Here is a 12,404-nt window from a genome sequence, read left to right as displayed (position 1 = left end):
GATGGCCTACTTCACGTGGATGGTGATCTTCTTCGATACCACCGCCGGATCGAACGGCACGTGGTTCTGGTCGCCCAGTTCCAGCTGCAAGGTGTGCGTGCCCGGCGCCAGTTTCAGCGTGGTCTGGGTCTGGCCGCCACCGAAATGGATGTGATGGGCATCGGCCGGAATCGGCTTGCCCGCCGCGGGCAGTTCGGTCACGTCGACCAGCAGGTGATGGTGACCCGTGTGCTCCTTGGCCACGCCGGCCGGCGCCACGCCCATGCCCTTGAGGCCGAAGCGCACGGTCACGTCCTGACCCACGGTGGCGCCATCGCTGGGCGAGATGATGTAGACCTCGGCCCCCGCGGGTGCCTTGGTGACGGGCAAGCCCGGTGCATCGGCGGCCATCACGGAGCCGGTCAATCCGGTGAGGGCAAGCGCAAGCAGGATACGTTTCACGTTGAACCTCCAGCCTCGTTGAGGGAACGACCAGTGTAGGTGCACTGCCCGCGCGAAAGAAATCCGCTTGGAGCAGCGCGGCGCGACGGCAGCGTCGGCCACCTGCAGACGAGCCACGTTAGCCACGGCTGCGCGCTGCCAAGGCCCCAATGACGCGGCGGCGCGGCATGTCGCTTTCGTGCATTGCCGCTGGGCAAAACATCGGCATCGCGTGCCAAGTGATTGTCGGCAAAGGACGCGTCCGCGTTGTCCACAGGTTTGTACATAAGACGCGCACAACGACTGTGGAAAACTGCTCCGCAAGGCGTCGGGCGATGCGGAAAACGCTGCGCAATTTCTGCCCAATGCGTGACAAGTCGCTGATGCGAAAGCCACCACCGCGGCTTGTCCACAGGCTTTACCGAGGTGCTTCCACAATCGCTGTGGAAAACCTTGGCGCCGAAACGACGATGCCGCCCGAAGGCGGCATCGTACGGTGGCGCCAGGCGCTCAGGCGGCGCGTTGCTGGCGCCCGAGAATGCCAAGCAGGTCGGCCAGCTTGTCGCGCATCTCGCGGCGGTCGACGATCATGTCGATGGCGCCGTGCTCGAGCAGGAACTCCGAACGCTGGAAGCCCTCGGGCAATGTCTCGCGCACGGTCTGCTCAATCACGCGCGGGCCGGCAAAACCGATCAGTGCCTTCGGCTCGCCGATGTTGATGTCGCCCAGCAGGGCCAGGCTGGCCGAGACGCCGCCGGTGGTGGGGTTGGTCAGCACGCTGATGTACGGCACACCAGCATCGCGCAGGCGCGCCAGCGCGGCGGAGGTCTTGGCCATCTGCATCAGCGAGAACAGCGCCTCCTGCATGCGCGCGCCACCGGTGGCGGAGAAGCCCACCAGCGCGCTCCTGTCGGCCAGCGCCCGTTCGGCGGCGCGGGTGAATTTCTCGCCCACCACCGATCCCATCGAGCCACCCATGTAGGCGAATTCGAACGCCGCCACCACCAATGGTCGGCCCTTGAGCTTGCCGCTCATGGTCAGCAGCGCGTCCTTTTCGCCGGTCTTCTTCTGCGAGGCGATGATGCGGTCGCGGTACTTTTTCGAATCGCGGAATTTCAGCGGATCGGTGGGCTCCATGCCGGCCCACAGCTCCTGGCCCGAGCCCTCGTCCAGCAGCGCGCGCAACCGCGTGCGCGCCGCGATGTAATGGTGGTGGCCGCACTTGGGGCACACCATCAGGTTGCGTTCCAGCTCGGGCCGATACAGCACCGCGCCGCAGCCACCGCATTTGTCCCACACACCCTCGGGCACCGAACCCTTGCCGGCGGTGGAACTCTGGGGCCGCGTGCGCGGCGTCATGATTTTCTGCAGCCAGTTCATTCAACCCAACCTCGATCTGAGGACAGCTGCTGTCGTACGCGACAACACCCATCTAGCGAACCCGCACGGCACCACTGGTTCCACTCTCCCACCGGCAGAGGGCAAAGGGTGAGGGTACGCGCCGCCTCAGCCCTCCGTTCAACCCGCGTCCAGCGCTGCCCGGATCGGTTGCAGGAAATCCTTTGCCCGGCCGGCGATGTCGTCCGGCTCGGTGGCTCCCGCCAACCGTGCGACCAGCGCACTGCCGATCACCACCGCGTCGGCGAACGCTGCAATTTCCTTCGCGCTCTGTGCATCGCGGATGCCGAAACCCACCGCCACCGGCACCCTGGCGCTGGCCCGGACATCGGCCACGCGCCCGGCGATATCCTGCGTGCTGAGCTGCCCTGCGCCGGTGATCCCGGCAAAGGACACATAATACAGGAAGCCCTCCGCGGCCTCGCACAATGACTTCATGCGCTCCGGTGCGGTGGTTGGCGCCGCCAGCAGGATCTGCTGCAGGCCGGCCGCGCGCAGCGGCTGCAAGACGACCGCTTCCTCCAGCGGGCAATCGACCAGCAACACGCCATCCACGCCCGCCTGTACCGCCTCCTGCGCGAAACGTGCGTAGCCATGGATCTCGACCGGGTTGAGGTAACCCATCAGCACGATCGGGGTCTCGGTGTCGCGCTGGCGGAACCTGGTCACCCAGCCCAGCACCTCATCGATGCCGACCCCCTTGGCGATCGCCCGCTCGCTGGCGTGCTGGATCACCAACCCATCGGCCATCGGATCGGAAAACGGCACGCCCAGTTCGATCAGGTCGGCCCCGCCCTCCGCCAGCGCATGCATCAGCGTGACCATGTGCGCGGGCGACGGGTCGCCGGCGGTGACGAACGGAATCAGGCCGGTGCGGCTGGCGGCCTTCAAGGCCGCAAAGCGGCGGTCGATGCGGCTCATACTTCCACTCCTTCGCGCGCGGCAATCGTGTGCACATCCTTGTCGCCACGACCGGACAGGTTGCACAGGACCAGGCCGTCTTTCGGGTATTCGCGCGCCAGCTTGATCGCCTGCGCCACCGCGTGGCTGGACTCCAGCGCGGGCAGGATGCCCTCGGTGCGGCACAGCAGATGGAACGCCTCCAGCGCCTCGTCGTCGGAAACCCCCACGTACTCGGCGCGGCCGGTGTCCTTCAGGAAGGCGTGTTCCGGGCCCACGCCGGGGTAATCCAGACCGGCGGAGATCGAGTGCGTCTCGGTGATCTGGCCGTTGTCGTCGCACAGCACGTAGGTGCGATTGCCGTGCAACACGCCGGGGCGGCCCGCCGCCAGCGACGCGGCATGATGGCCGCTGGCAATACCCTCGCCCGCCGCCTCGGCGCCCACGATGCGCACGTCGCGATCGTTGAGGAACTCGTGGAACAACCCGATCGCGTTGGAACCACCGCCGACGCAGGCGGTGAGCGCGTCGGGCAGCCGGCCGTAATCGTGCAGCATCTGCGCCCGCGCCTCGCGGCCCACGATGGCGTTGAAGTCGCGCACCATCAGCGGATACGGATGCGGCCCGGCCACCGTGCCGATCATGTAGAAAGTGTCGGCCACATTGGTCACCCAGTCGCGCATCGCCTCGTTCAGCGCGTCCTTCAGCGTCTTCGAACCCGACGTCACCGGCACCACCTCGGCGCCCAGCAGCTTCATGCGGTAGACGTTCATCTTCTGCCGCTCGATATCCACCGCGCCCATGTAGACCACGCATTTCAGGCCCAGCCGCGCGGCAACCGTGGCGCTGGCGACGCCGTGCTGGCCGGCGCCGGTCTCGGCGATGATGCGCGGCTTGCCCATGCGTCTGGCGACCAGCGCCTGGCCGATCGTGTTGTTGATCTTGTGCGCGCCAGTGTGGTTGAGGTCCTCGCGCTTGAGCAGGATGCGCGCCCCGCCCACGTGGCGGGACAGGCGCTCGGCGTGATAGATCGGGCTGGGCCGCCCCACGTAGTGCGTCAGGTCGCGGTCGAGCTCGGCGATGAACTCGGGATCCTTGCGCAGGCGCAGGTAGGCCTCGGTCAACTCGGCCAGCGGTGCCATCAGCGTCTCGGCAACGTAGCTGCCGCCGTAGTTGCCAAAGCGGCCGTGCGCGTCGGGCCAGGCGTGGAAATCGTCGATGGTGGACATGGGGAAGCTCGATGTGGCGGAGACGAAGCCGTCACCATAGCGCAGCACCGGCACCGCAAAAAGCGATAAGATCGCACGCAACATGTCAGTAAAACTCACATAACGATGGCCCGCGAACTGCCCTCGCTGAATGCCCTGCGCGCCTTCGAGGCCGCGGCGCGACTGGAAAGCATCAGCCGCGCGGGGAGCGAACTGCACGTGACGCACGGTGCGATCAGCCGCCAGATCCGTGCGCTGGAGGCCGAGCTTGGCGTGCCCCTGTTCCAGCGCCAGGGACGCGGCGTGACGCTGACCGCTGCGGGCTTGCGGCTGAGGGATGCCGCGGCTTTGTCGTTTGGCCAGCTGCGCGATGTGTGCGTCGAGATTTCCCGTGATCGTACGCGCACGCCCTTTGTACTCGGCTGCTCCGGCAGCCTGCTGGCGCGTTGGGTCATTCCGCGGCTGGAGCGTCTGGGCCGGGACCTGCCCGAGCTTCCCCTGCATCTGTCGGCACTGGAGGATCTGCCGCATGCGCTGGACGGGCTCGATGCAGCCTTGCTGCTGGCCGCGCCACCGTGGCCGAAGGATTGGCACGTGGAGGTGCTGGCGCCGGAAACGGTTGGCCCCGTCGTCAGCCCGGCTTACAGCGGCTGGCCAAAGTTGAAGGGCAAGCCCGCCTCTTGCCTGCTGGACGAACCGCTGCTGCATACCGCCTCGCGGCCGCAGGCCACCCTCGCGTGGGCGCGCGCGGCAAAGCTGCCGGGTTCGCCGCCATCCGGGCAGGGATTTCCCCATCTCTACTACCTGCTGGAGGCAGCCATCGCCGGGCTTGGTGTGGCGATCGTGCCGGCGCCGCTGGTCGCCGGGGAACTGGCCGCCGGACGCCTGTTGGCACCGTGGGGGTTCGTGGCTACCGACGCGGCCTGGGTCCTGGCTTCGCCCGATCGCCGGCACGATCCGCGCGCGCCTGCCCTGGCGGCATGGCTGGCGAACGAACTGGCCGAGGATCGACCGCCACCTTCCTAGCGATCCGCATCCGCCTCGCGAACCGCATGGATGAAGGCCGCGGTCCTGGCGGGGTCCTTGATGCCCGGCGACGATTCGATGCCGCTGGCCACGTCGACCGCCCACGGCCGCGCTTCGCGCACCGCGCTGGCCACATTCGCGGGCGAAAGCCCGCCGGCCAGGATCAGGCGCAACCCCATATCCGGCGGTATCAACGACCAGTCGAAGGTCTTGCCGCTGCCGCCGGCCTCACCCGCGCCGTGGCCGTCCAGCAGCAAGCCGCGCGCATGCGGGTAAGCCTGCAGCGCCGGCAGCGCCGCGGCACCCTCGCCCATCGCCACGGCCTTCAGGAAGGGCCGGTCGAACTGGTGGCACCAGGCATCGGTTTCGCCGCCATGGAATTGCAGCAGGTCCGGACGCACGTCGCGCAGCACCTGGCGTACCAGCGCCGCATCGTCGTCCATGAACAGCGCCACCGTGGTGACGAACGCCGGCATCGCGGCCACGATCGACGCGGCCTGATCCAGCGCCACGCGGCGTTTGCTGCGGGCGGCAAACACCACGCCGATGGCGTCGGCGCCCAGGCGCGCCGCCAGCAGCGCATCCTCCACCCGGGTCATGCCGCAGCATTTGATGCGGGTCATTGGCTCACCTCCGCCGGCAGACCCCAGCGGGCTTCGTAGCGCGGTCCGATAAACGTGAGGCCGGATGCCGGCCCCGTCGGGCCAGCCACCTGCCGGTCGCATCCGGAAAGCAGTTCGGCGATCCATTCCACCGGCTGTTCGCCGCGACCGACCAGCAGCAGCGACCCGACGATATTGCGCACCATGTGATGCAGGAAACCGTTCGCCTCGATCTCCAGCGTGACGTATTCGCCCTCGCGCCGCACGTCGACCGACAGCACGGTGCGATGGGGATGTTTCGCCTGGCACGACAGCGCCCGAAAAGCGCTGAAATCATGCAGCCCCAGCAATGCCTGGGCAGCCTGATGCATGCGCGCGGCATCCAGCGGCAGGCGCTCCCATGTCACGTAGCGCGCCTCCAGCGCCGCGCGCACGGGACGGTTGAGGATGCGGTAACGGTAGCGCCGGCTGCGGGCGGCGTAGCGTGCATGGAAATCATCCGCCACCGGCCGCGCCCACAGCACCGCCACGCTGTCGGGCAGGTTGGAGCAACTGCCCAGCACCCAGCCGCGCATGTCGCGCTGCGCCGACGTATCGAAATGCACCACCTGGCAACGCCCGTGCACGCCGGCGTCGGTACGCCCGGCGCAGCTGACTTCCACCGGATGATCGGCCACCCGCGACAGCGCCTGCTCCAGTTGCCCTTGCACGCTGGGGCCTTCCTTCAGCCGTTGCCAGCCGAAGAAATCGGTGCCGTCGTATTCGATGCCCATGGCGATGCGCATGACGTGGAGTGCCGGACGGGAAAACGGGAAAGATTAGCAGTACGCCAACGACAACGGGCCGGCAAGCCGGCCCGTTGCATCATGCCTGCCAGGTTCAACCCAGGCTGTCGGCCAACCGTTGCGCGACATCCCGCTGCATCTGGGTGCCTTCCCGCAGCACTTCGTCGAGCATCGCGCGCGCGCCATCGGCGTCGCCCATGTCCATGTACGCCCGCGCCAGGTCGAGCTTGGTGTCGACCGGATCGTCGCTGAACTCGCCCAGCTCCGCCCCGCTTTCGCCGGGGAGGGATTCGGCCGGATGGGATTCTTCCTCGGTCTCGAACTTCCAGGTGGAGACGGGTTCCTCCGCCACCGGATCGACCGCGTCATGGACGGCGTCGAACGAGGGGGCCGGCTCCGTCTCCAGCCCTTCCGGCGCGGAAGACACGCTTTCGTCGAACCCGTCGCCCGACCACTGTTCGGTATACGGCGCCCGCGGCGGTTCCCCCTGGGCAGGCGCGGGAGTGGGCGTAAGCTGGAAATTGAAGTTGTACTCGCTCACCTTCTTCGGCGATGCCGGCGCGGGAGACGCCACCGGGGCGAACGTGGTTTCGTCGTCCTCGGTCGCTTCCCCGTAGTGGTCGATGTCGAAGGCCGGGCGCACCTGGGTTTCGTCATCGCCCGGCGCGGCATCCTGGTAGGCAAACAGCGGATGCCCGGGCGTCAGGTCCTCGCCCATGTGCACCACGTCCTGCCATTCCTCCTGCTGCGGATCGGCGATATGCGCATGCATCGCCTCGGCCGCCGCCTCGAAATGCTCCACGTCGCGACGCGAGTAATAGAGGCTCACCAGTTCCAGGTGCAGGCCCACGTCGTCCGGATGCTCGGCCAGCTGGTCCAGCAGTTCGTTCTGGTCGACGTCGTCGCCACCGTATTCGGCCGGCGGCGCCGCGGCGAAGCGATCCGCCAGCGAGGACGAGGCAGCCACGACAGGCTTCGGGGTTTTCTTGCGTCGACCCAGCAGGGCCAGCAGCAGCAGAAGCACGACCACGCCAGCGGCCGCGAGCCACGCCACCGGCTGCATGTACCACGGCTGGGCGGCCTGGCTCGGCGCCGGCGCCGACCGGGTGGCGGGACGGTGACTGGCAGGCTTGGGCTTGGCTGCCGGCGCTTCGGTCTTCGCGGGCGTGACCGCGGCGGTGGCGACCGCCGCCGTCGATGCCGTCGCGAGGGGCGTCGGGGCCGACGCGGTCTGGACGGTGCCCGCCGAGGCGGGCGGCAGGGGCTCGGCCTTCGCCGGCGTGCTGGCGGCGCTGGCCAGTGCCGCAGGCGCAGGCGCCGTCGCGGGCGCCTTGCCCGCCGCCGCCAGCTTTGCCTGCAACTCGGCGATCTGGTTGTCCTTCAGCGCCAGCAGGCGTTTGTTCTTGGCGTTGATGTCGGCCAGCTCCTTGAGCTGATCCTTTAGGTCGCTGCTTTGCTGCTGCAGGTTGGCGATGTTTTCCTGGCTGCGCAGCAGATCCTGCTTCAGCGCCGCCGATGCCTTGGCGTCCGCATCGGAAGCCGACTTGCCGGCGCTGGCCGGAACCAGCGCCAGGCGATCGGACGACGAGGCCTGGCTGGCGGCCGGTGCGCTGCTGGTGGAGGCTCGGGTGGCCGCATCGGCCACGGTGGTCGGCATGCTGGTGGCGTTGGCGCGCCAATCGCTGTTCTGGCGACGCACTTCGGCGATGGCGGCCGCCCGCTCGGTGGACTGGATCTCCTCGCGCGTGGGCACGCGCAAGACTTCACCGCTCTTCAGCGCATTGATGTTGTCGCGGTAGAACGCGTCGGGATTGGCGCGCTTGAACGCCAGCATGACCTGGTGCACATCCGCGCCGGGCACGGCGTCGCGGGCGATCGTGGACAAGGTCTGCCCCCGCTGCACCGGACCGTAGTTGCCATTGGCAGCTGCGCTGGCGCGAGGTGCCGGTGCGGGCGACGGTGCCTGCGACGGCGCCGCGCGCTGTACGGGCGCGGGTCGCGTCGCCGCGGCCGGTGCCTGCGTGTACGCCGGGGTGCCGCTTGCCATCCCCGGCGGGTCAAGCAGCAAGGTGTACTCGCGCACGCTCTTGCCGCCGGCACCATCGACCTGGAGCAGCAGGTCGAGATAGGGATCATCCACGGCCTTGCTGCTGGTGATGCGGATCACCTGGTTGCCGTTGCCCAGGTCGACGACCTTGAATTCGAGCGGCAACGTGGTGCGCCCGCCCGCGATGCCGGCGCGGGCGAAATCCTCGCCCGAGGCCAGTTGCACCTTCAGGTTGCGCAGGTCGGCCGGATGGCTCGAATGCACCGGGATTTCCGCCAGCAATGGCTGGCCGAGTGCCGACTTGACCTGGATCTGGCCCAGATCCAGCGTACCGGCCTGCGCCATGACCTGGCTGCTGCCCAGCGCCAGCGCCATCAGCACCGACCACTTCAACGAACGATTCATCGCGTGTTCCCCCGAACAAACCTGGCACTTTCACCGGGCCGCCAGGACCGGCGGCTACTCGAAACGCATGCCACTTTAAGTTACAAACTGGCCAATCAACAATAGGCAGGTCGAATACTTGCGACACATTGCTGCCGTGCGTTCTCGCCCGTGCGGTATCGGTACACCTTCCAGAAGGACCGCTGGCCAAGTCCGTCGCGTCAGCCCGCACCGGCCTCGCGGCCCGATCATCGCGAATCCGCGCGCGGCGGCAGGCACCGGAGTCGCCCCGCGCCCGGCGGATCGACGTGCTGCAAAACGCAAATGCCCACCGCGACTTGCTGTCTGCAACTCGCGGCGGGCACCGTCGTCATGCGTGCTTACAGATAGTCGGCGATCAGCAGTTCGGCAATCTGCACCGCGTTCAATGCGGCGCCCTTGCGGATGTTGTCCGACACCACCCACATGTCCAGGCCGCGCTCGTGCGAGATGTCCTCGCGGATGCGGCCCACGAAAACCGGGTCCTTGCCCGCCGCCTCGCTGACCGGGGTGGGGTAACCGCCCGCCTCGCGCTGGTCGCGTACCACCACGCCCGGCGCCCGCTCCAGCAGTTCGCGCGCGCGCTCGGCGCTGATCTTGCCCCGCGTCTCGATATGCACCGCCTCGGCGTGGCCATAGAACACCGGCACGCGCACGGCGGTCGGGTTCACCTGGATGGTGTCGTCCTCGAGGATCTTGCGGGTTTCCCACACCAGCTTCATTTCTTCCTTGGTGTAGCCGTTGGGCTGGAAGTCGTCGATGTGCGGGATCACGTTGAACGCGATCTGCTTGGGGAATTTCTGCGGCTCGGCGCTCTGGAAGTTCAGCAGCGCGGCGGTCTGCTTGCCCAGCTCCTCCATGCCCGAACGACCCGCGCCCGAGACCGACTGGTAGGTGGCCACGTTGATCCGCTCGATGCCCACGTCATGGTGGATCGGCGCCAGCGCCACCAGCATCTGCATGGTGGAGCAATTGGGGTTGGCGATGATGCCGTGGCTGGTGTACTCGGCGATGGCATGCGGGTTGACTTCGCTGACCACCAGCGGGATGTCGTCGCGGTAACGGAACTCGGAGGTGTTGTCGATCACCACGGCACCGGCCGCCGCCGCGCGCGGCGCATGCGCCCTGCTGACCGAGCCGCCAGCCGAGAAGAACGCGATGTCCACGCCGGCGAAGTCGTAGTCGGCCAGGTTTTTCACCACGATCTTCTTGCCAGCGAACGTGACCTCGCTGCCGGCGGTGCGCTCGCTGGCCAGCGGCACCAGCTCGCTGATCGGAAATTCGCGCTCGGCGAGAATCGCCAGCAGGGTTTCGCCCACGGCACCGGTGGCGCCGACCATTGCTACCTTGTAACTGCTCTTCTTGCTCATGGATGCTGTTCTTGGCTCGGGGTTGGGTGATTGGAGCCGGCCGCGGCCAGCACCTCGGGGTTGAGAATCGTGGGCGGACGGCCGGCGTGCGGGCCATGTCCGAACAACGCCAGCACATTATCGACCGCCATCGCGGTCATGCCGCGGCGCGCATCGGGGCTGGCACTGGCAATGTGCGGGCTGAGCAGAACGTTGTCGAGTTCCAGCAGCCTGGGATTCACCACCGGCTCGCCCTCGAACACGTCCAGCGCCGCCGCGGCGAGCTTGCCCTGCGCCAGCGCGTCGGCCAGCGCACCGTCGTCGACGATGCCACCGCGGGCGATGTTGGCCAGTACCGCGGTGGGTTTCATCTGCGCCAGTTCGGTGGCGCCGATCGCATGCCGGCTTTCCGGCGTCAGCGGCAGCGCCAGCACCAGGAAATCGGACAAGCGCAACAGTTCGCCCTTGTCGACCCAGCGCGCGCGGCACTCGCTTTCCAGCGCCTGCGGCAGCCGCGAGCGGTTGTGGTAGATCACATCCATGCCGAAGCCCACTGCGCGCCGCGCCACTGCCTGGCCGATCCGGCCCATGCCAAGGATGCCCAGCGTGCGGCCGCGCACATCCATGCCCAGCCAATCGGTGAAGCGGGTGCCCTGCCATTGGCCGGCACGCAGCCAGCGCTCGGCCTCGCCCATGCGGCGGGCCGCGCCCAGCAGCATGGCCCAGGTGAAGTCGGCCACGCTTTCGTCCAGCGCGCCGGCCGTGTTGGAGGCGGCGATGCCGGCAGCCGTGAGCGCGGCGAGATCGAGATTGTCGTAGCCCACGCCCAGGTTCGCCACGATGCGCAGCCGCGCGGCCCCGGCCACCTCGGCCGCGCCCACGCGCTCCTTGAGCCCGACGATGACGGCATCGCAATCGCGGATTTTCGCGGCCAGCTCGGCCGGCGGGAACACGATCTCCCGCGGCTCGGCCACCACCTCGAAATACGGGTCGAGGCGGGCGACGATGTCGGGAAACGTGGGGCGCGAAATCCAAACCCGCGGCTTGGCCGTCATGCGAGCTGCCTCACCCTCATGACGCCGTGACGCGCGGCTCGACCACGCCCACGTCGCCGCACTGCGCGCGATGGCGCAGCGCCTGGTCCATCAGCACCAGCGCCATCATCGCCTCGGCGATCGGCGTGGCACGAATGCCCACGCACGGATCGTGGCGGCCCTTGGTCACCACCTCGGTCGGTTCACCGGCCAGGTTCACGCTGTGGCCGGGAATCAGGATGCTGGACGTGGGCTTGAGCACGATCGAGGCGGTCACCGGTTGGCCGCTGCTGATGCCGCCCAGGATGCCGCCGGCGTGATTGGACGCAAAGCCGTCCATGCCGATTTCGTCGCGGTGCTCGCTGCCGCGCTGGCTGACCGCGGCGAAGCCGTCGCCAATTTCCACGCCCTTGACCGCGTTGATCGACATCAGCGCCGCGGCCAGTTCGCCATCGAGCTTGCCGTAGATCGGCTCGCCCCAGCCCGGCGGCACGCCGTCGGCGACCACGTTGACGCGCGCGCCGACGGAATCGCCGGATTTGCGCAACGCGTTGATATAGGTCTCCAGCGCCGGCACCTGGGCCGCGGATGGCCAGAAGAACGGATTCTGCTCGACCGCGTCCCAGTCGAACGCATCGGGGGTGATGTCGCCGATCTGGCCCATGTAGCCGCGCACGCGCATGCCGTGACGCTCGGCCAGCCATTTCTTGGCGATCACGCCGGCCGCCACCCGCATGGTGGTTTCGCGCGCCGACGAGCGGCCGCCGCCGCGCGGATCGCGGATGCCGTACTTCTGCCAGTAGGTGTAGTCGGCATGGCCGGGGCGGAAGGTCTGCGCGATATCGCCGTAGTCCTTGCTGCGCTGGTCGGTGTTGCGGATCAGCAGCGCGATCGGCGTGCCGGTGGTGCGGCCCTCGTACACGCCCGAGAGGATCTCCACCTCGTCCGCCTCGCGCCGCTGCGAGGTGTAGCGGCTGCGGCCGGTGGCGCGGCGCTCCAGGTCGTGGCGGAACTCCTGCGCGTCCAGCGCCAGCCCGGGCGGGCAACCATCGACGACGCAACCGATCGCCGGCCCGTGGCTTTCACCAAAGGTGGTTACGGTAAGGAGCTTGCCAAACGCATTGCTGGACACGGTCGCGACTGCCTCGAAACGTCGGCCACCCGTCGGGAACACCGGGCGTACTGGAGAAATCAACTCGTCATCATTTCACA

11 protein-coding genes are annotated in these 12,404 nt (G+C 68.1%); 1 reads left to right on the top strand and 10 read right to left on the bottom strand.

Annotated elements, in window-relative coordinates:
• Positions 1-6 precede the first annotated feature (6 nt).
• From ABD017_RS14690 to trpB, 4 genes are all read right to left on the bottom strand, one after another.
• Positions 7-441 carry a DUF4399 domain-containing protein gene (locus tag ABD017_RS14690; protein WP_343883523.1) on the bottom strand — a complete coding sequence of 145 codons (435 nt, stop codon included), beginning with the start codon at positions 439-441 and terminating at the stop codon, positions 7-9.
• A 489-nt stretch (positions 442-930) separates the two neighbouring features.
• Entirely contained in the window at positions 931-1,800 is an 870-nt protein-coding gene (gene accD / locus ABD017_RS14685; RefSeq protein ID WP_343883522.1) for an acetyl-CoA carboxylase, carboxyltransferase subunit beta, read from the bottom strand.
• Between the two features lie 138 nt (positions 1,801-1,938).
• Positions 1,939-2,739 carry a tryptophan synthase subunit alpha gene (trpA, locus tag ABD017_RS14680; RefSeq protein ID WP_343883520.1) on the bottom strand — a complete coding sequence of 267 codons (801 nt, stop codon included), beginning with the start codon at positions 2,737-2,739 and terminating at the stop codon, positions 1,939-1,941.
• A complete protein-coding gene (trpB, locus tag ABD017_RS14675) occupies positions 2,736-3,947 on the bottom strand; it encodes a tryptophan synthase subunit beta (RefSeq protein WP_343883518.1) in 1,212 nt (403 codons plus the stop codon). The genes trpA and trpB overlap by 4 nt, the downstream gene beginning before the upstream one ends.
• Positions 3,948-4,052: 105 nt before the next feature.
• On the opposite strand from trpB, the gene ABD017_RS14670 reads away from it, so the two are divergent.
• Positions 4,053-4,952, top strand: a complete 900-nt coding sequence (locus ABD017_RS14670) for a LysR family transcriptional regulator (protein ID WP_343883517.1) — start codon at positions 4,053-4,055, stop codon at positions 4,950-4,952.
• Here ABD017_RS14670 and ABD017_RS14665 read toward each other — a convergent pair.
• The 6 genes from ABD017_RS14665 to aroC form a co-directional block, all read right to left on the bottom strand.
• The gene (locus tag ABD017_RS14665) at positions 4,949-5,575 is read right to left on the bottom strand and encodes a phosphoribosylanthranilate isomerase (RefSeq protein ID WP_343883516.1); all 627 of its coding nucleotides are present in this window, start codon (positions 5,573-5,575) and stop codon (positions 4,949-4,951) included. The genes ABD017_RS14670 and ABD017_RS14665 overlap by 4 nt on opposite strands.
• A complete protein-coding gene (gene truA, locus ABD017_RS14660; protein ID WP_343883515.1) occupies positions 5,572-6,339 on the bottom strand; it encodes a tRNA pseudouridine(38-40) synthase TruA in 768 nt (255 codons plus the stop codon). The genes ABD017_RS14665 and truA overlap by 4 nt, the downstream gene beginning before the upstream one ends.
• Before the next feature lie 94 nt (positions 6,340-6,433).
• On the bottom strand, positions 6,434-8,791 hold the full coding sequence (locus tag ABD017_RS14655) for a motility hub landmark protein FimV (RefSeq protein WP_343883514.1): 2,358 nt from the start codon (positions 8,789-8,791) through the stop codon (positions 6,434-6,436).
• Between the two features lie 359 nt (positions 8,792-9,150).
• Complete coding sequence (locus ABD017_RS14650) at positions 9,151-10,179, bottom strand: aspartate-semialdehyde dehydrogenase (RefSeq protein WP_343883513.1); 1,029 nt, start codon at positions 10,177-10,179, stop codon at positions 9,151-9,153.
• Positions 10,176-11,213, bottom strand: coding sequence for a 2-hydroxyacid dehydrogenase (locus tag ABD017_RS14645; protein WP_343883512.1), 1,038 nt, complete (start codon positions 11,211-11,213; stop codon positions 10,176-10,178). Before ABD017_RS14645 ends, ABD017_RS14650 begins: the two co-directional genes overlap by 4 nt.
• A 16-nt stretch (positions 11,214-11,229) precedes the next feature.
• Positions 11,230-12,324, bottom strand: a complete 1,095-nt coding sequence (aroC, locus tag ABD017_RS14640; RefSeq protein ID WP_343883511.1) for a chorismate synthase — start codon at positions 12,322-12,324, stop codon at positions 11,230-11,232.
• Positions 12,325-12,404: the final 80 nt, after the last annotated feature.

The organism is Rhodanobacter caeni (genome assembly GCF_039523575.1).
Taxonomy (GTDB): Bacteria; Pseudomonadota; Gammaproteobacteria; order Xanthomonadales; family Rhodanobacteraceae; genus Rhodanobacter; species Rhodanobacter caeni.
This window is presented reverse-complemented; position numbering and strand designations above follow the sequence as displayed.

Coding starts and splice junctions, on each gene's coding strand:
- accD (WP_343883522.1), bottom strand. CDS start 1,800: ATGAACTGGCTGCAGAAAATCATGACGCCGCGCACGCGGCCCCAGAGT.
- ABD017_RS14665 (WP_343883516.1), bottom strand. CDS start 5,575: ATGACCCGCATCAAATGCTGCGGCATGACCCGGGTGGAGGATGCGCTG.
- ABD017_RS14645 (WP_343883512.1), bottom strand. CDS start 11,213: ATGACGGCCAAGCCGCGGGTTTGGATTTCGCGCCCCACGTTTCCCGAC.
- ABD017_RS14655 (WP_343883514.1), bottom strand. CDS start 8,791: ATGAATCGTTCGTTGAAGTGGTCGGTGCTGATGGCGCTGGCGCTGGGC.
- trpB (WP_343883518.1), bottom strand. CDS start 3,947: ATGTCCACCATCGACGATTTCCACGCCTGGCCCGACGCGCACGGCCGC.
- ABD017_RS14670 (WP_343883517.1), top strand. CDS start 4,053: ATGGCCCGCGAACTGCCCTCGCTGAATGCCCTGCGCGCCTTCGAGGCC.
- trpA (WP_343883520.1), bottom strand. CDS start 2,739: ATGAGCCGCATCGACCGCCGCTTTGCGGCCTTGAAGGCCGCCAGCCGC.
- truA (WP_343883515.1), bottom strand. CDS start 6,339: ATGCGCATCGCCATGGGCATCGAATACGACGGCACCGATTTCTTCGGC.
- ABD017_RS14650 (WP_343883513.1), bottom strand. CDS start 10,179: ATGAGCAAGAAGAGCAGTTACAAGGTAGCAATGGTCGGCGCCACCGGT.